We start from the raw sequence: 17,991 nt of genomic DNA on the forward strand, positions 1-17,991 counted from the left end.
ATACATTAGCAATTCGAGAAGTATAAATAAGGGAGGTATATGTATGAGAAAAATTTCAGGAAACAAATTATTGGTGAAAGCGTTGAGAGAGGAAGGGGTGGATACCGTATTCGGATATCCGGGAGCCTGTACCATCGACATCAGCGATGAGCTGTATAAACAGGATGATATACGGGTCATTCTTCCGAGACATGAACAGGCTCTTGTACATGAAGCAGATGCTTATGCGAGGACAACTGGAAAGGTTGGTGTTTGTCTGGTAACAAGCGGACCAGGTGCAACCAATTTGGTGACAGGACTTGCAACGGCTAATTATGACAGCGTTCCTCTTGTTTGTTTTACAGGACAGGTAGCCAGGCATCTGATTGGAAATGATGCATTTCAGGAAGTCGATATTGTAGGAATTACAAGAAGTATTACAAAGTATGGAGTGACAGTCCGAAACAGAGAAGATTTGGGACGGATTGTCAAAGAGGCCTTCTATATAGCAAGTACAGGAAAACCGGGACCAGTGCTGATTGATTTGCCCAAAGATATAATGGCAGAGCTGGGCAGCCCGGAATATCCTTCTGAGGTAAATATACGCGGCTATAAGCCGAATACAAATGTCCATATCGGACAGCTTAAAAAGGCAATCAAAATGCTCCAAAAAGCGAAAAATCCTCTGTTTTTGGCAGGGGGAGGTGTGAATATCGCCAACGCAAACGGTATTTTTACAGAAGTGGCAGAAAAGACTAATATACCAGTAGTCACAACGGTAATGGGCCGGGGTGCCATTCCCACGAATCATCCTCTATTTGTAGGGAATCTTGGGATGCACGGGGCATATGCAGCGAACAAGGCGGTCAGTGAATGCGACCTGCTGTTTTCTATAGGAACCAGATTTAACGACCGTATTACCGGCAAGCTCCATGCGTTTGCTCCATCGGCTCAGATTGTACACATTGATATTGATACATCGGCAATTTCCAGAAATATCTCCGTGGATATTCCAATTGTAGCGGATGCCAGTGAAGCAATTGGGAAAATGAATGAATATGTAGAGCCATGTGATACAAAGAAGTGGCTGGATAAAATCAACGCATGGAAAGCTGAGCATCCACTGGATATGAAGCCTCGTGCAGAAATGGGACCAAAGGATATCCTTGATGAGCTTAACCGGCAGTTTGATGAGGCAATTGTCGTAACAGATGTAGGCCAGCATCAGATGTTTGCTGCCCAATACACAGAGATTACGGCTAAGAAGAGAATCATTATGTCCGGCGGACTTGGGACTATGGGGTATGGATTTCCGGGAGCAATCGGAGCAAAACTGGGCAACCCGGATACTCCGGTAATTGCGATATCAGGGGATGGCGGCATGCAGATGAACATTCAGGAATTTGCCACTGCGGTTCTGGAGGAACTGCCGGTTATTGTCTGCGTGTTTAATAACGCTTATCTTGGAATGGTACGTCAGTGGCAGAAACTATTTTATGGCAAAAGATATGGAATGACGAACCTGCGTTCCGGTGCATTATTCCGCAGAACGGACGGAAAAGAAATGCCCGAGTACACTCCTGATTTTGTGAAGCTTGCTGAGAGCTATGGTGCGAAAGGAATCCGGGTTACAGAAACGGCGGAGATAGCGGCTGCTTTTGAGGAAGCCAAAAAGAATACAAAGACCCCTACATTGATTGAGTTTGTAATTGACCAGGAAGAAATGGTATATCCGATGATTCAGCCGGGCGGCACATTGGAAGAGATGATCATGGACTGTTAGAGCCGGAAGGAGAGAAAAGTATGGAAAATAATAATAGAAAGAAGCGATGGATTTCATTATATGTAGAGAATCAGGTAGGAGTCCTGTCAAAAATATCGGGTTTATTTTCCGGTAAATCCTACAATCTGGACAGTCTGACAGTGGGGACCACAGAAGATCCGACCATCTCCAGGATGACCATTGCCACAGTTAGTGACGATGAGACATTTGAGCAGATTAAAAAACAGTTGAACCGTCTGGTAGAAGTGATTAAGGTCATTGACTTTACCGATATTTTTGTGCGGATGAAAGAAATATTATATGTGAAGGTAGGAAAATGCACTCAGGAAGATAAAGTAGAATTATTTCAGATTGCGGATACCTTTAAAGCGAGAGTCATTGATTATGGAAGGGATTGTCTGCTTTTGGAGTTTGTACAGACTGCCACAAAAAATGATGCTGTCATTAAGCTTATGAAAGAAGAATTTAAAAACATTGAGGTGGTACGGGGCGGAAGCGTAGGTATCGAGTCTATCAGTATGATGGAGCGGTAATAAAGCCGCAGATGGCAAAATGGTAACAAGGCATACGAATTGAATTTCTAATGTTTGAGTAGTATGATTAAAAAAACAGAGTGTGCTCTTGAATTTTGATTCGGGAAGTATTATAATTTTACAAAAGAGGTTCCCTTGCTTCTGAGGGGAGTGAGGGCGGGACTGAATGAATGCAGAGGAACGGAGGAAAGATAGATGGATAAGAAAAACATTGATTGGGCGAATCTGGGGTTTAGTTATATAGAGACCGATAAAAGATACGTAGCCAATTTCAAAAATGGGGAATGGGAGGAAGGTGCTCTGATTGATGATCCCAACATTACGATGAGTGAATGTGCCGGAGTACTTCAGTATGCACAGACAATCTTTGAAGGCTTGAAGGCTTATATTACAAAGGATGGAAAAATTGTAACATTCCGCCCGGACTTGAATGCCCAGCGTTTAGAGGATTCCGCCAAGAGATTGGAGATGCCTGTATTTCCCAAGGAGCGTTTTGTGAAGGCTGTTGAGGAAACAATAAGGGCAAATGCCGCCTATGTTCCTCCGTATGGCTCCGGTGCAACTTTATATGTCAGACCGTATATGTTTGGAATTAATCCGGTAATCGGTGTAAAACCCGCAGATGAATATCAGTTCCGTGTATTTACTACCCCTGTAGGACCTTATTTTAAAGGCGGTGCAAAGCCTCTTACCTTGTGTGTATCTGATTTCGACCGTGCGGCACCGAGGGGAACAGGGGGCATTAAGGCAGGGCTTAATTATGCAATGAGCCTTCATGCCATTATAACAGCCCATAAAAATGGCTTTGATGAAAACATGTACCTGGATTCTGAGACCAGAACAAAAGTAGAAGAGACAGGCGGTGCAAACTTTATTTTCATTACAAAAGACAACACCGTTGTTACACCAAGCTCTGATACTATTCTTCCATCTATTACCAGGCGTTCCCTTGTCTATGTAGCAGAGCATTACCTGGGGCTGAAGGTCGAAGAGAGAACGGTATACCTTGATGAAATAAAAGACTTTGCGGAATGTGGAATCTGTGGAACCGCAGCAGTGATTTCTCCGGTAGGTAAAGTTGTGGACCATGAAAATGAAATCTGCTTCCCCAGCGGTATGGAGAAAATGGGTCCGGTTACCCAGAAACTGTATGATACACTGACCGGTATTCAAATGGGGCATATCGAGGCTCCGAAAGGCTGGATAAAAGTAGTTGAATAAGTATAGTAAAAACTGCAGATAAAGTTGGATTATATTGTGTAGCACGGTATATTTAGAAAATAAATATACCGTGCTATATTTTTGTCCCAGCTTTGATTAGTGAAATAACTTATCTGTTCCTGGATACTATTTTCTTGCATTGAACCCGCGCAAATATTGCTTTGGCCATGGATACTCAACATCCAAATTACGGGCTGTGTGCAGTACCCAATAAGGATCACGCAGAAGTTCCCGGCCCAACGCAACCAAATCTGCCCGTTCTCCACCCAGTATTTCTTCCGCTTGATGCGGTTCAGTAATCAAACCAACTGTTACTGTAGGAAGGCCAGAGACCTCCTTTAACCCTTCAGCAATTTTTACCTGATAACCTGGATAAATGGTTGACGGAGGCGTTGGCACAACCCCGCCTGTACTCACATCCAGCACATCAATATAGGGCTTCACCAGTTCAATAATTTTAGCCATTTCCTCCGGATGCATACCCTCCGGTTCGTAATCCTCGGCAGATACACGCAGTAAAACAGGTTTTTCAGCAGGCCAGACCTCATGTACCGCCTGCAGTACTTCAACCAATATACGGCAGCGATTTTCCGTTGAGCCACCATAACTGTCTGTGCGGTGATTAGTTAATGGCGATAAGAATTCACTGATCAGATAACCATGGGCACCATGAATTTCAATTGAATCAAAACCGATTTCAGCCGCACGCGCAGCAGAACTCCGAAACGCATTTACTGCATCGTGAATATCATCTTCTGTCATCTTATGGGGCATGGGCGAATCCTCGTCAAATGGAATGGCGCTGGGTGCATAAATTGTTTTTTCCTGTGCCTCGCACTTGCGGCCTGCATGATTGAGCTGAATCGCTATTTTCGCTCCCTGCTTCTGGCAGGCGGTAACGATTGGCGCGAGAGCTTTTGCCTGTTCATCATTCCAAAGCCCCAGGCAATGATCCGAAATGCGGCCCCACGGCAAGACACCGGTAGCCTCCATAATAATCAGCCCCACTCCTCCAACTGCACGGGAAGTATAATGCGTAAAATGGAATTCATTTGGCATACCGTCAGTTTCGGCACTGTACATACACATGGGAGGCATAACAATCCGGTTGCGCAGCGTCATATTTTTTACTGTAAATGAATTGAATAAATACATAAGACATTATCCCTTTCTATCATAAGACTTAACAAAATAACTTGTTTCATATCGTTCATTATATCACGCCAGTACACCTTGCACAACCGAGAAGCCGCCCCAACCTACGGGAGCAGGCGGAAGAAATCTCTTTATCCTGGCTCTTTCTTTCCGTCAAGTTTATTTAAATTGACTTATCCATTTTTTCTTGCTTTCCCAGTTACAGATTCAATCTCAAATTCATAGACTGTTACATTTTTCATAGTAGTAGAAATATATTTTTCTCCATTTTCCAAATACTCAGGACTATATTTTTGAATTAATTTTCTAAGTACATCTTGTGTATCTTCAGAGATTTTTATTTGTCCAAAAGCAATTACACTTTCATATTTTGTTGAAAATTTTGAAGGGAGAACTTCTGTATTTCCAACTACGGTGAAGCACGCCTTTGAATTATGCTCAATATTTTCTTTCTTAAGCCCATTGGCATTTGTACCATGAAAGTAGATTTTTCCGTTTGCATAAGCGTAACTCATTGGAACTCCATATGGATAACCATCCATACTTACAGTAGATAATACTCCATATTGATTGTCCTGCAAAATTTGCATTGTTTCCTCTTCTGTTAGCTGTCTGTCAGTCCTACGCATTTCTCTAAACATAATCCTTTTCCTCCGTCTTTGATGCACCGAGCTGTTTAGTTTGGGCTTCGGCTTATGCAACTACAGTACCACACCGCCGTTAATTAGTGTTGTCGATTGCAGGGCCTAAAAGAATTATTCTTAATGGAAATTTTTCGTTCTCTCTCTGATATAAAGGTTACGTACTGTATCAAATAATATAAAATCATTTGATAGCAATGCCTTTTCCGAAGCCTTGTTGTTTTTATCAGGATCGGCAATAACTCTAGTTGCATCTGGAAATGAGAAAATTTTAGTCACAAGTAAATTGATGATTTTCTTACCCAATCCTTTGCCAATAAGAGACTGTTCTCCTATAAGATAACCAATACCGTAAGCGCCTGATAATGATAAATCTCCAAAATCTTCATTACTATCAACACATTTGTAGTATATACAAAATCCAATCGGGTTTCCTTGCCACATTACAATAAGGTGTGTTAACCATTGAAATTCTTCATTGCGCCCATTGATTTCTGACATCCAGTCATCAATTGAGCAAACACCCGGTACTTCAAACCATCTTTTCACATGGGCCCGATTTAACCATGTTTCTACTAATAATACATCATTGTCACATAGCATTCTTAATTCCAACATAGATTATTCCTCCAAATTTTATCATTGTTCTATCAATAATGAATTGTCCAGGCTTATTTGGAGGACCTCGATTTCTGATTTGATTTGAATTTTAGCAAGGAGGTCTAATTGTATTCATTCTAATCATCTCCTATTCATAAGATAAACAACCTAAGCGCACCTTCTATTCCTAAAACGTATTACCATTTATTTTACCACATAAACCCTGCCCTGTCATTTCCGTTTTTTTCTGCCCTGCTTCTTGCCGGGATTTTTGAAGCACCCTCATCATTATCTCAAACTCCACGTCGGTCAGCTTGGTATAATCAATTCCCAGCCGCCGACAATACAGGGCAACCTGTTTCTTCTGTGCGCTCCCTTCAATGCTGGAAACAAACTCTAAATCCTGTTTTAGCTCCTGCACAAAATTGGTTTCCGGTGCGCTGGTGCTGCCCTGTCTGTGGGCTTGCGGTAATCCGAAAATCACCGCTTTGCAGGTGGAGCTTGCGCAGGTAGACAGCGAAATTGAAAATCTGGTGGACAGCCTAACCGGGGCAAACAATGTCCTGCTCTCCTATGTGAATGTGAAGATAGCGGAATTGGACAGCCGCAAGCAAGCCCTTGTCAAAAAGATTGCGGATTTGACGGTTGATACCATCAGCCCGGAACAGGTACAGCAGATTTCCGGGTCCTTGGACACATAGGAAACCGTCAGCTTTGACGATAAGCGGCGGGGATTGGGTTTGCTGGTTACTACCGTGGAAGCCACCAGTGAGAAGATGAACATTACATGGAAAATCTGACGGGCAATACATCGCCCGTCAGACGTTACCCTGTGTAGTCCCTTGTAAACAGTACTTTTTATGGGGATAAATACTCACTTCTATACTGTTTTATATATTTATGATATAATCTGATAAATTGAAATAATAAGTAGTAATTATGAATTAAGACATACTTAAAGAAATCTCTATAAATTCCTTAAGAAGTATTATGTATTCTTAGAATAGTAGGATATCCTGCCAGGATTATTTAATGAAAGGGATGAATTTAGATATTATGAACTCACTAATTAGTATTATAATGTATATTTATCCGGTTTTATGTGTCTTTGTTCCATGTATTATTTATCAGGTGTTTTTGTATAGAAAAGGAACTAAATATGAAAAAATCATTAAAGGAAATCTTGTATGGCGGTATATTTTAATCTTCTATATTTATATGGTTATGGATGTTGTTGGAATGGGAAGCATTTGGGAAATTGGGAAATATGAGTCAATTATACGGGTGGAAGAAATCAAGCTCATTCCTTTTCAATCAGAAGGTTTTTTGACATATATATTAAATATTATTATGCTTATGCCTCTGGGCTTTTTATTGCCGTTAATCTGGAAGAAGTATAGGACAATATTAAAAACCATAATAGCAGGTTTCTTTTTTTCATTGTCAATAGAACTAGGGCAACTGTTTAATCGCCGGTCAACAGAAATTGATGATGTGTTGATGAATGTCTTGGGAACGATACTTGGCTTTAGTATTTGGTTAATATTTAATAAATTATTTAAATCAAAGCCAAAGGACATTAATGTTCTTAAAGATGAACCATTAGTATATTTAGTTTTATCAGTTTTAGGAACCTTTTTGTTATACAATTGGCGGTGGCTTCTAACCTTTGCGCAGTAACTTCTGATTTATTTTATATAAATAGTATTCATACTTATAGCACCTGACACTTATTGTAAGAAAAGATGAAATTAAATTGGGAATCCGGACAAATAAGAATTTACGGAGGCGATAGCATAATGGAGCTTATAAGAATAACACATAATAATCTTGAACAGGAGCATATCTGTTGTGCTATAGCAAACAATAAAGATAGTCAAGTAATGTCTAAAAAAGCCTGGTTAAAAGAAAGGTTTGATGAAGGCCTTGTATTCTTAAAATGTAATGTGCGAGGGAAATGTTTTATTGAGTATGTCCCCGCCGAACACGCTTGGATACCGATTGAAGCAAATGGATATATGTATATTAACTGTTTGTGGGTATCCGGACAATTCAAAGGGCATGGCTACTCAAATCTTTTGCTGGACGAATGTATAAAAGACAGCAGAGCCAAAGGTAAAAAAGGACTTGTTATCTTATCTTCAAAAAAGAAAATGGGATTTCTTTCAGATTTTAAATATATGAAATATAAAGGTTTTGAAACTGTTGATATGGCAAGCCCGTATTTTGAGCTAATGTATCTGCCATTTGAAAAAAATGCCGTGAAACCCTGCTTCAAATATTCTGTGAAAGAAACAGCCCACCGGGATATGCAGGACAGCTTTACATTATACTTTACCAGTCAGTGCCCTTTTACGGCAAAGTATGTACCGCTTCTTGAAAAAATGGCAAAAGAAAGAAATGTTGATTTTCATGCAGTTCATATTCAAACAAGAGAACAAGCCCAAAATGTACCCACTCCATTTACAACATTTTCTCTGTTTTATAATGGTGAGTTTATAACCCATGAAATACTATCAGAAAAGAAATTTGAGAAAATCCTTGCAAGTAAAGGCCTATAAAATTTGATTCAAGTATAGGAATAGACCCACCTAAATGAAAAAATAAACCTGCTCTCAAAGGTAGTCTAAATGTGAGGATGAAGAAAGTGCAGCGTCGTAACCCCTTTTGCAGTTGCTGCAAGCAGTGTGCCTCCTGACTAATCAAATGACAGCAAGTAAAATCAAGCAGTGATTTCGCTATTTCTTTATAATAAATGTAGGGTGGTTGAAACGGGGTGAACGGACGAATGTACGAGTGGCACAAACAAATTCAGGTAATCGTTGATGAGATTGACAGATGTATTATAAATTACAATGATGAAGCCTTGACGCTTCGCTTTCTTTCCCACAAGCTGGGTTACTCTGAATTTCATACAACAAGAAAATTCAAAGAAATATCGGGTATGCAGTTTAGAGATTATTTGCGGCATAGAAAGTTAGCTTTTGCATTAAAAGAGGTTAGGGATAGTGATAAGAGTCTTTTGGACATTGCTTTTGATTATGGCTTTTCGTCACATGAGGCTTTTACCAGGGCTTTCAAAGGGACATATGGCGTAACGCCAAGTGAGTATCGGAAAAATCCTAAACCTGTCGTTCTCCGTACAAAAATCAGCCCTTTTGACCGCTACTTTTTAGGATTGGGAGAGATTGGTATGATTAAATCTACAGACGGTGTAAAAAATTATTTTGTAACCATACCTGCACACAAATTTTTACACATTAAAAACTATGAGAGTAACGGATATTGGGATTTTTGGCAAAAGCAAAACCTTATTCCAGGGCAAGACCAAGAAACAATTTGCGGTTTGCTTGACAGTATCAAGGGCAAATTGGACGATGACGGCGGAAACGAAGCTAATTGCGGAAGTGGTCAGATTATGGCATATATGAATGACCCGAACGGTAGACTTTGTGATTGGGGTATTCCTCGCACAGAATGTTGGGGTGTACGGCTTCCTTTCGATTATGACGGGGAAGTGCCGCCGCAAATGCTTATAGTTGATATTCCTGAAACCCAGTACATTGTTTTTGAACATGGAACATTTGATTATGAACAGGAAAATTGTAGCGTAGAAGAAAAAATTGAAACGGCAATGGCAGCTTTTGATTACTCTGGCAATGGTTACTGTCTTGATACTTCCCCTGGTAGAATAATGTACTTTTATTATAATCCCGAACAGTATTTTAAGTATATCAGACCAGTACAAAAGTTAGATAAAATTGACGATACACCCAACGGTAAATAAAAAACGTTGTTGCGACGGCTGGGCAGCTATGCGCCAAAAGATAATATAACGGGCAAAATGGCGGTTTTGAAATCAGATTGATAATCAAAGCCGCTGTTTTCTTTTTTTAAAAATAGGTTTTCAGAGAGTGTATTAAAATCGCCCATTAATATAAGCGGTAAATCCCCATTTAAATATTGAATTGAGAGCCTAAGTAAGGTGATAAGAACAGTTGTTTTCCTGTGCTAGACTGTGGTATACTGTATGCTGTGTAAATAAATATAAGAATGCCGGGGTTTTTCAGTAAAACGGCAGTAAAATAGAAATAACTGAGGTTTATAAAGGATGAAAGATTATAAGGAATCCAATGCATATGGCAGTTTCGCGGCTGTGTATGATACATTCATGGATAATATTCCCTATGGAAAATGGGGAGTATATCTGCATGGGCTTTTAAAAGAATATGGTATTGAAGATGGCCTGGTTTTGGATTTGGGCTGTGGGACAGGCTCCATGACGGAATTACTGGCTTCTCTGGGATATGATATGATTGGAGTGGACAGCTCCGGGGATATGCTGGAGATTGCTTTAGAGAAAAAAGAAAAGTCCGGGTATGATATTTTATATCTGCAGCAGGATATGAGAGAGTTTGAACTATATGGGACAGTACGGGCAATTGTCAGTATCTGTGACTCCCTGAATTATATTACAGAGCCGGAAGAGCTGCAGCAGGTGTTTCATTGGGTAAATAATTATTTAGATATGGACGGGGTTTTTATTTTTGATTTTAACACAGAATATAAGTACCGGGAGATTCTGGGAGACCGTACCATTGCCGAAAACAGGGAAGATTGCAGTTTTATCTGGGATAATTATTACTATGAAGAAGAGCGGATTAACGAGTATGAGCTGAGTCTTTTTATAAAAGATGAAAAGTTGGCTTGTGACGGCGGGGAAATATATCGGAAATATCAGGAGACGCATTTCCAGCGGGGATATACTCTTGCAGAAATGAAGGAACTGGTACAGTCGGCAGGAATGCGCTTTTTTGCGGCGTATGATGCATTTACCAGGGAAGAACCTTCTGATACGAGTGAAAGAATCTATGTGATAGCGGGAAAAGGAGAATAATTATGGCAGATTATATTGTAAGAGCAACGGCGGCGAATACACAGATTCGTGCATTTGCGGCGATAACAACGGAGCTTGTGGAGCAGGCGAGACAGCACCATGAAACAAGTCCGGTGGCTACAGCGGCGTTGGGCCGGTTGCTGACTGGAGGAGTAATGATGGGCAGCATGATGAAGAATCCCCAGGATTGTCTGACACTGCAGGTGAAGTGCGGGGGGCCTATTGGAGGCTTGACGGTAACTTCCGACAGTCAGGGAAATGTAAAGGGATATGTAAATAATCCGAATGTCATCCTTCCTCCGAAAAATGGAAAGCTGGATGTGGGCGGCGCCCTTGGTCCGGGCTTTTTAAATGTTATAAAAGACATGGGACTGAAAGAGCCTTACTCCGGGCAGACAATTTTGCAGACAGGAGAGATTGCCGAGGATCTCACATACTATTTTGCTACATCTGAGCAGGTGCCTTCTTCAGTAGGGCTTGGAGTCCTGATGGAGAAAAATAATACGGTCAGATGTGCGGGCGGCTTTATTGTACAGGTTATGCCTTTTATTGAAGATGAGGTGCTGGATAAGCTGGAGGATAATATTCAGAAAATCCAGTCTGTGACTGCCATGCTGGATAATGGTCATAGTGCGGAAGAAATGCTTGGACAGGTTTTAGAAGGGCTGGATGTAGAGGTTGTTGATACATTTCCTGTACAATTTTCCTGCAACTGTTCCAAAGATCGTATTGAGAAAGTAATAATCAGCATTGGGAAGAAAGATATCCAGTCTATGATTGATGATGGAGAGGATATTGAAGTGAAGTGCCATTTTTGTAATACCGCGTATCAGTATAGTGTAGACGAATTAAAGGAGCTTTTAAAAAGGAGCAGGTAAGTAGGAGGGCGGATATGAAACAGGGATTTATAAAGGTTGCGGCGGCCACACCAGATATACGGGTCGCAGATGTGGAGTATAATACAGAAAAAATCTGCGAGGGGATTGCGGCAGCGGTATCAGAGCAGGCAAAAATCGTAGTATTTCCTGAATTATGTATTACCGGGTATACCTGCGGCGATTTGTTTACTCAGGAAGTACTGTTAAAAGAGGCAAGAACAGCGCTTTACCGGATTGCTGCTTTTACAGAGGATAAAGATATTCTGGTATTTGTGGGGGTCCCAATCAGTGTGGATGGGGAATTGTACAATGTAGCTGCGGCGCTGAACCGGGGAGAGGTGCTTGGTCTGACAACGAAAACTTTCCTGCCGAATTATGGTGAGTTTTATGAGATGCGTCAGTTCACCCCAGGGCCAAAGACGGCAAGGGAGATTTTGTTTGAAGGAAACCGCATTCCTTTTGGACCGCAGATTTTGTTTCAGGCGGCTGGAATGGAGGAGCTGGTTGTATCTGCTGAAATCTGTGAGGATGTATGGTCCCCTATTCCGCCTAGTATCCGATCAGCTATGGAGGGAGCAGTAATTATAGTGAACTGCTCTGCCAGTGATGAGACGATTGGAAAAGACCACTACCGCAGAGAACTGATTCAGGGACAGTCTGCACGTCTGATAGCAGGATATGTATATGCCAATGCAGGAGAAGGGGAATCTACCACAGACCTTGTATTCGGCGGACATAACCTGATTACGGAAAATGGGGCTGTTTTGAAGGAAGCGGAAAGGTTCAGAAACGATATTATTTATTCTGAAATAGATATATACAAGCTTCTTGGAGAAAGACGCAAGAATACAACATTCAAAATATTAGATGAACGTTGTCTTATAAGGGTTTCTTTTCATGTGGAAATAGAGAAAACAACATTGAGCAGACAGTTTCCGAAACATCCTTTTGTTCCGGCCAACGAGAGCGAGAGGGAGAGAAGGTGTGAAGAAATTTTTACAATTCAGGCAATGGGTCTGAAAAAACGTTTGGCACATACCCAGGCAAAGAGTGCAGTTGTGGGAATTTCCGGGGGCTTAGACTCCACGTTAGCCCTGTTGGTGACGGCGAGAGCATTTGATATGCTGGGATGGGATAAGAAGAGAATCATAGCGGTGACAATGCCTTGTTTTGGCACTACAGACCGGACTTATCAGAATGCTTGTAAAATGACAGTACAATTGGGGGCACAGCTTCGTGAAGTGCAGATTGCCGAAGCAGTCCGGGTTCATTTCCGGGACATCGGGCATGACCCTGAAGATCATAGTGTGACCTATGAAAATGCCCAGGCGAGGGAGCGGACTCAGGTGTTGATGGATATCGCCAATGAAACCAACGGAATGGTAATAGGAACCGGCGACATGTCTGAGTTAGCACTGGGCTGGGCAACTTATAACGGTGATCACATGTCTATGTATGGAGTCAACGCATCTGTGCCTAAAACACTGGTCCGCCACCTTGTGAAGTATGCGGCAGATGCAACGAAAGATGAAAATCTGAAGACAGTACTGTATGATGTACTGGATACACCAGTCAGTCCTGAGCTGCTTCCCCCGAAAGACGGGAATATTGCACAGAAAACAGAGGATTTGGTCGGGCCTTATGAGCTCCATGATTTCTACCTGTATTACATGGTACGGTTTGGTTATGAGCCGAGTAAAATTTACCGGCTGGCACTGGAAACTTTCGAGGATAGTTATGATTCCGCTACCATTTTGAAATGGCTGCAAACGTTCCTCCGCAGGTTCTTCTCCCAGCAGTTTAAACGTTCCTGCCTGCCGGATGGACCTAAAGTGGGTACAGTAGCGCTTTCGCCCAGAGGGGACTGGAGAATGCCAAGCGATGCCTGCGTAGGCTCATGGATGAAAGAACTGGCCGAAAGTGATTGGCGAGGTACTGCACGAGCCTAGCACGAGGCCGTTCCTTGAGATTAGCAAGGTATTATCGAGCTTAGCGAAAGGGACTTCCTTAAAAAAGTGATTGGCGAGGTACTGCACGAGCCTGGCACGAGGCCGTTCCTTGAGATTAGCAAGGTATTATCGAGCTTAGCGAAAGGGACTTCGTTATAAAATGTATAGAAGTATGGGAGGTTTTTAGATGAAGCTGATTAGGACAGAAGAGGCGGAAGGTTGTGTTTTGTGTCATGACGTCACACAAATCATTCCGGGAGTAACAAAAGATGCAGTATTCAGAAAAGGGCATATCGTAAGGAAAGAGGATATACCTGTGCTGTTATCAGTGGGAAAAGAACATCTATATGTGTGGGAAAATCAGGAGGGGATGCTTCACGAGAATGATGCTGCCGAAGTGCTCCGCCAGGTGTGCCAGGGGGATTATATGGAACCTTCGGAAGTCAAAGAAGGGAAAATAGAGCTGACGGCATCCTGTGACGGATTACTGAAGGTAGACAAGAAGAAACTAAACCGGGTCAATGCTATGGGGCAGATTGTGATTGCTTCCAGGCATGGAAATTTTTCCGTGAAAAAGGGAGATAAAATTGCAGGCATGAGAGTGGTTCCTCTTGTGATTGAAGAGGAGAAGATGAACTGGGTTACTCAGGTCTGTGGAGACAAGCCGATTTTTCAAATACTGCCTTTCCGGAAAATGAAAGCAGGAATTGTGACTACTGGAAGTGAAGTATACTATGGAAGAATCCAGGACAAATTTACGCCGGTGGTGGTAAATAAACTTGAAGAATATGGAATTGAAGTCCTTGGGAATACACTCTGTAATGATGATTCTGAAATGGTCACAGGAGCCATTCAGGATTGGCTGGAACAGGGGGCCGATATGGTACTGTGCACCGGAGGGATGAGCGTAGACCCGGATGACAGGACTCCCCTTTCTATCCGCATGTCTTCAGATGAGGTTATCACCTATGGGGCTCCGGTTCTTCCAGGCGCCATGTTCATGCTTGCCTATTCCGGTGAGGTTCCGATTATGGGGCTTCCGGGCTGTGTGATGTATTCAAAACGGACCATATTTGATCTAATGCTGCCAAGGTTAGCTGCGGGAGAAAGACTGAAGGAAGAAGACTTTACAGTGTTGGGAGAAGGGGGACTATGCCTGTCATGTCCACAGTGTACATTCCCCAATTGTGGATTTGGAAAAGCATAATTAATATTGCATGCTTACCCTCTGGACGAAAGGAAGGAGGGTGCCAATGTGATTACATATTCTGATTTGATTCAGTTCTGTATATGCTTGGCGATTCCATGCAGTCACCAAAAGTTTGATACAATGAGGAAAATCAATGAGATGAATAAAGTATATGAATTTGAAGCGGAAATTAAGAAGGTTCCTGATATGGATGGAGCATATGTGGAAATGCCATTTGATTTGCGGAAAGAGTTTGGAAAAGGCAGAGTGAAAGTTCACGCCACATTTGACGGAGTGGGATATGACGGAAGCATTGTAAATATGGGAGTTAAGAATAACGATGGAAGTATCTGTTATATCATAGGTCTTCGAAAGGATATTCGTGCCAAAATTGGAAAACAGCCGGGGGACAAAGTGAAGATTATCCTTGAGGAACGATAAATTGCAGTTCAGTTTTGAGTTGGATTTTACTTTGTCTGAATTGAATTAAATATTGACAGTAAAATTTGAAGATGTTAGGATAATACATAGATAAAGAATACAAAAATTGAATAATACTTATATAGGTTCATAATTGGATGGACGTCTCTACCAACTACCGGAATAGTTGACTATAAGTATCTGCGGAGGTATCTCTGCAGTTACTTATATACCGCGAAGATGCGAAAGGGAGGAACAGCCGATGTATGAATCTATTTTTATTTTAAAAGGAAATATTATATACAGTAAAAGTGCCAGTGAATTGGAGATATGTGAACATGGATATCTGGTTTGTGAAAATGGGGAGGTCAGAGGGGTGTATCAGACCCTGCCCTTTGAGTTCGGAGGAATTCCGGTTACAGATTATGAGGACCGGCTGATTATCCCCGGGCTGGTAGACTTGCATGTACATGCGCCTCAGTATTCTTACCGGGGGCTGGGAATGGATATGGAGCTTTTAGAATGGCTGGAGACAAATACATTTCCAGAGGAATCAAAATTTCGGGATTTGGACTATGCCCGGCAATCCTACAGAGTTTTCACAGACAATCTAAGAAAAAGCGCAACCACCAGAGCTTGTATTTTTGCCACAGTGCATAGGAGAGCAACCCTTTTATTAATGGATATGCTGGAGGAAACCGGGCTGAGTACTATGGTAGGCAAGGTGAATATGGATAGAAACTGCCCAGATTATATCAGGGAGTCTTCTGCTGAGGAATCTGCAGAAGATACAGTGGAATGGATTAAGGATGTGGTGCATAAAAAGTATGAACACACCAGACCAATTCTGACCCCACGGTTCACCCCAAGCTGTACGGATGAGCTTATGGAGAAGCTGAAGATGGTGCAGATGCGTTATGATTTGCCGCTGCAGTCTCATTTATCTGAGAATCCGGGGGAGATTGCCTGGGTAAAAGAATTATGTCCGTGGTCTGCATTTTATGGAGATGCCTATGATAAGTTCGGTCTGTTTGGCATGGACTGTCCTACAGTTATGGCACACTGTGTTTATTCCGGTGAAGAAGAGATTGCGAGGATAAAGGAAAATGGTGTATTTATTGCCCATTGCCCGGAATCTAATATGAATATTGCATCTGGCGTGGCTCCGGTTAGAAGGTTTCTTGAGGAAGGGCTTCATGTGGGAATGGGAAGTGACGTGGCAGGAGGTTCTACGGAGAATATATTTGCAGCAATGTCACATGCCATCCAGGCATCTAAGCTGCGCTGGAGGCTTCTGGACGATTCTTTGAAACCCCTGGCAGTGGAAGAAGTGTTTTATATGGCTACAAAAGGCGGCGGTGAGTTTTTCGGAAAGGTGGGAAGCTTTGAGCCGGGATATGAGCTGGATGCGGTGATTCTGGATGATTCAAGGCTGGAGCATCCACAGCCTTTGGACGTAAAGAAGCGTCTGGAGCGGCTGATTTATTTTTCAGATGACCGGGAAGTCTTTGCAAAATATGTAAAAGGGAACAGGCTGTTCTAAATCCGGTAAGGACCAGACAATGCAGCAGATTGTGGATACCTGCTTTGTATCTGTTCAGAACCATGAACAGTTACCCTGCTTTACAATAGAATATTAGGATATGGAGGCGGAACTATGAATGAAAGGAAACATGTGATAGGGAAAAGTGTAAAACGTGTGGATGCCTTTGACAAGGTAACAGGGCGGGCAAAATATACCGATGATTTGTGCGATAAAGGTGCTTACATAGCAAAAATCCTGCACTCGACGGTTGCCCACGGCATTGTGAAATCAATAGATACAAAAGAAGCAGAGCGTATTCCAGGAGTAGTAAAAGTGGTGACATGCTTTGATGTTCCTAAGCGTTATTTTCCTACGGCAGGGCATCCGTGGTCAACAGATCCGGAGCACCAGGATGTGGCGGACCGTCTGCTGCTGACAGACCATGTAAAATTTTACGGAGATGATGTAGCGGCAGTGGTAGCCGAGAATGAAGTGGCGGCGGCTCAGGCGGTACAGGCAATCAAAGTAGAGTATGAAGAACTTCCTTTTGTGCTGGATGCTCAGAAGGCAATGGAGGCAGATGCTCCCCTCATTCATGAGAACTATCCCGGCAATATATTGAAGCATACCTCCATACGGAATGGAAATTACGAAGAAGCGCGGAAAGAAGAAGGGCTGATTAAAGTAGAGGGCTGGTATGATACTCCGACAGTACAGCACTGTCATATTGAAAACTTTATCTGCTATTCCTACATGGAGCAGGGAAGAATTGTGGTGGTATCCTCCACCCAGATTCCGCACATCTGCCGGAGGGTTGTAGGGCAGGCTCTGGGAATCCCATGGGGAGAAGTGAGAGTGATAAAGCCCTATATCGGAGGCGGCTTTGGGAATAAACAGGATATTCTCTATGAACCGCTCTGTGCATATTTGAGTACCGTAGTTGGCGGCAGGCTTGTGAAACTGGATGTATCCAGAGAAGAGACTTTTGTTTCAAACCGGGTGCGCCATGCAATTCGCACCCACATTATATCTTATGTACGGCCTGACGGAAGCTTTGCGGCCCGCAAGATGGAATGTTTCTCAGACCAGGGGGCATATGCTTCCCACGGGCATAGTATTGCTGCAAAGGGAATGGGAGCATTTCCTCAGCTATATCCATGTCCAAATATAGAAGCAGATGCCTATACAGTATTTACAAATAAGTCCGTAGCGGGAGCTATG

The 17,991-nt window shown here is 42.3% G+C and carries 17 protein-coding genes, 1 pseudogene and 1 riboswitch; of the genes and pseudogenes, 14 read left to right on the forward strand and 4 right to left on the reverse strand.

Annotated features, from left to right (window positions below):
- Positions 1-43 precede the first annotated feature (43 nt).
- From ilvB to A8805_RS05780, 3 genes are all read left to right on the forward strand, one after another.
- Entirely contained in the window at positions 44-1,762 is a 1,719-nt protein-coding gene (gene ilvB / locus A8805_RS05770) for a biosynthetic-type acetolactate synthase large subunit (protein WP_109709235.1), read from the forward strand.
- A 20-nt stretch (positions 1,763-1,782) separates the two neighbouring features.
- On the forward strand, positions 1,783-2,295 hold the full coding sequence (ilvN, locus tag A8805_RS05775) for an acetolactate synthase small subunit (protein WP_109709236.1): 513 nt from the start codon (positions 1,783-1,785) through the stop codon (positions 2,293-2,295).
- Between the two features lie 195 nt (positions 2,296-2,490).
- Positions 2,491-3,516, forward strand: coding sequence for a branched-chain amino acid aminotransferase (locus tag A8805_RS05780; RefSeq protein ID WP_109709237.1), 1,026 nt, complete (start codon positions 2,491-2,493; stop codon positions 3,514-3,516).
- 126 nt (positions 3,517-3,642) lie between these two features.
- On the opposite strand, the gene namA is transcribed toward A8805_RS05780, so the two are convergent.
- The 4 genes from namA to A8805_RS22035 all read right to left on the reverse strand — a co-directional run bounded on the left by namA (position 3,643) and on the right by A8805_RS22035 (position 6,333).
- Entirely contained in the window at positions 3,643-4,671 is a 1,029-nt protein-coding gene (gene namA, locus A8805_RS05785; RefSeq protein WP_109709238.1) for an NADPH dehydrogenase NamA, read from the reverse strand.
- Positions 4,672-4,844: 173 nt separating this feature from the next.
- The gene (locus tag A8805_RS05790; RefSeq protein WP_109709239.1) at positions 4,845-5,312 is read right to left on the reverse strand and encodes a pyridoxamine 5'-phosphate oxidase family protein; all 468 of its coding nucleotides are present in this window, start codon (positions 5,310-5,312) and stop codon (positions 4,845-4,847) included.
- 120 nt (positions 5,313-5,432) lie between these two features.
- Positions 5,433-5,930: a GNAT family N-acetyltransferase gene (locus tag A8805_RS05795; RefSeq protein ID WP_109709240.1), complete on the reverse strand. Its 498-nt coding sequence runs from the start codon at positions 5,928-5,930 to the stop codon at positions 5,433-5,435.
- A 169-nt stretch (positions 5,931-6,099) separates the two neighbouring features.
- Positions 6,100-6,333, reverse strand: coding sequence for a hypothetical protein (locus A8805_RS22035; RefSeq protein WP_109709241.1), 234 nt, complete (start codon positions 6,331-6,333; stop codon positions 6,100-6,102).
- A 40-nt stretch (positions 6,334-6,373) separates the two neighbouring features.
- On the opposite strand from A8805_RS22035, the pseudogene A8805_RS05805 reads away from it, so the two are divergent.
- The 11 genes and pseudogenes from A8805_RS05805 to A8805_RS05855 form a co-directional block, all read left to right on the forward strand.
- A pseudogene (locus tag A8805_RS05805) lies at positions 6,374-6,712 on the forward strand (recombinase family protein); the annotation flags it as partial.
- A 241-nt stretch (positions 6,713-6,953) separates the two neighbouring features.
- Positions 6,954-7,592, forward strand: coding sequence for a VanZ family protein (locus tag A8805_RS05810; protein ID WP_242992286.1), 639 nt, complete (start codon positions 6,954-6,956; stop codon positions 7,590-7,592).
- 119 nt (positions 7,593-7,711) lie between these two features.
- Positions 7,712-8,473 carry an N-acetyltransferase gene (locus A8805_RS05815; RefSeq protein ID WP_109709242.1) on the forward strand — a complete coding sequence of 254 codons (762 nt, stop codon included), beginning with the start codon at positions 7,712-7,714 and terminating at the stop codon, positions 8,471-8,473.
- Positions 8,474-8,700: 227 nt separating this feature from the next.
- Positions 8,701-9,699: a helix-turn-helix transcriptional regulator gene (locus A8805_RS05820; RefSeq protein ID WP_109709243.1), complete on the forward strand. Its 999-nt coding sequence runs from the start codon at positions 8,701-8,703 to the stop codon at positions 9,697-9,699.
- Positions 9,700-10,023: 324 nt separating this feature from the next.
- Positions 10,024-10,809, forward strand: coding sequence for a class I SAM-dependent DNA methyltransferase (locus tag A8805_RS05825; RefSeq protein ID WP_109709244.1), 786 nt, complete (start codon positions 10,024-10,026; stop codon positions 10,807-10,809).
- Between the two features lie 2 nt (positions 10,810-10,811).
- The gene (gene hslO, locus A8805_RS05830; RefSeq protein WP_109709245.1) at positions 10,812-11,687 is read left to right on the forward strand and encodes an Hsp33 family molecular chaperone HslO; all 876 of its coding nucleotides are present in this window, start codon (positions 10,812-10,814) and stop codon (positions 11,685-11,687) included.
- A 14-nt stretch (positions 11,688-11,701) separates the two neighbouring features.
- Positions 11,702-13,636, forward strand: a complete 1,935-nt coding sequence (locus A8805_RS05835; RefSeq protein ID WP_109709246.1) for an NAD(+) synthase — start codon at positions 11,702-11,704, stop codon at positions 13,634-13,636.
- 187 nt (positions 13,637-13,823) lie between these two features.
- Entirely contained in the window at positions 13,824-14,843 is a 1,020-nt protein-coding gene (locus tag A8805_RS05840) for a molybdopterin-binding protein (protein WP_109709247.1), read from the forward strand.
- Positions 14,844-14,966: 123 nt separating this feature from the next.
- Positions 14,967-15,266 carry a DUF1905 domain-containing protein gene (locus A8805_RS05845; protein WP_420319467.1) on the forward strand — a complete coding sequence of 100 codons (300 nt, stop codon included), beginning with the start codon at positions 14,967-14,969 and terminating at the stop codon, positions 15,264-15,266.
- Between the two features lie 97 nt (positions 15,267-15,363).
- Positions 15,364-15,459, forward strand: a riboswitch (purine riboswitch).
- 48 nt (positions 15,460-15,507) lie between these two features.
- Positions 15,508-16,788 (forward strand): amidohydrolase family protein, encoded by a 1,281-nt coding sequence (locus tag A8805_RS05850; protein ID WP_109709248.1) that lies wholly within the window; start codon positions 15,508-15,510, stop codon positions 16,786-16,788.
- 114 nt (positions 16,789-16,902) lie between these two features.
- Positions 16,903-17,991 (forward strand): molybdopterin cofactor-binding domain-containing protein (locus A8805_RS05855; protein ID WP_146199430.1); only part of this gene is annotated, 1,089 nt, incomplete at its 3' end.

Origin of the sequence: Faecalicatena contorta, from assembly GCF_003149105.1 — a bacterium.
In the GTDB taxonomy this organism is placed as follows: domain Bacteria; phylum Bacillota; class Clostridia; order Lachnospirales; family Lachnospiraceae; genus Muricomes; species Muricomes contortus_C.

Coding starts and splice junctions, on each gene's coding strand:
- A8805_RS05790 (WP_109709239.1), bottom strand. CDS start 5,312: ATGTTTAGAGAAATGCGTAGGACTGACAGACAGCTAACAGAAGAGGAA.
- namA (WP_109709238.1), bottom strand. CDS start 4,671: ATGTATTTATTCAATTCATTTACAGTAAAAAATATGACGCTGCGCAAC.
- A8805_RS05815 (WP_109709242.1), top strand. CDS start 7,712: ATGGAGCTTATAAGAATAACACATAATAATCTTGAACAGGAGCATATC.
- A8805_RS05835 (WP_109709246.1), top strand. CDS start 11,702: ATGAAACAGGGATTTATAAAGGTTGCGGCGGCCACACCAGATATACGG.
- A8805_RS05810 (WP_242992286.1), top strand. CDS start 6,954: ATGAATTTAGATATTATGAACTCACTAATTAGTATTATAATGTATATT.
- A8805_RS05840 (WP_109709247.1), top strand. CDS start 13,824: ATGAAGCTGATTAGGACAGAAGAGGCGGAAGGTTGTGTTTTGTGTCAT.
- ilvN (WP_109709236.1), top strand. CDS start 1,783: ATGGAAAATAATAATAGAAAGAAGCGATGGATTTCATTATATGTAGAG.
- A8805_RS05850 (WP_109709248.1), top strand. CDS start 15,508: ATGTATGAATCTATTTTTATTTTAAAAGGAAATATTATATACAGTAAA.
- A8805_RS05825 (WP_109709244.1), top strand. CDS start 10,024: ATGAAAGATTATAAGGAATCCAATGCATATGGCAGTTTCGCGGCTGTG.
- A8805_RS05845 (WP_420319467.1), top strand. CDS start 14,967: ATGAGGAAAATCAATGAGATGAATAAAGTATATGAATTTGAAGCGGAA.
- ilvB (WP_109709235.1), top strand. CDS start 44: ATGAGAAAAATTTCAGGAAACAAATTATTGGTGAAAGCGTTGAGAGAG.
- hslO (WP_109709245.1), top strand. CDS start 10,812: ATGGCAGATTATATTGTAAGAGCAACGGCGGCGAATACACAGATTCGT.
- A8805_RS05780 (WP_109709237.1), top strand. CDS start 2,491: ATGGATAAGAAAAACATTGATTGGGCGAATCTGGGGTTTAGTTATATA.
- A8805_RS05820 (WP_109709243.1), top strand. CDS start 8,701: ATGTACGAGTGGCACAAACAAATTCAGGTAATCGTTGATGAGATTGAC.
- A8805_RS05795 (WP_109709240.1), bottom strand. CDS start 5,930: ATGTTGGAATTAAGAATGCTATGTGACAATGATGTATTATTAGTAGAA.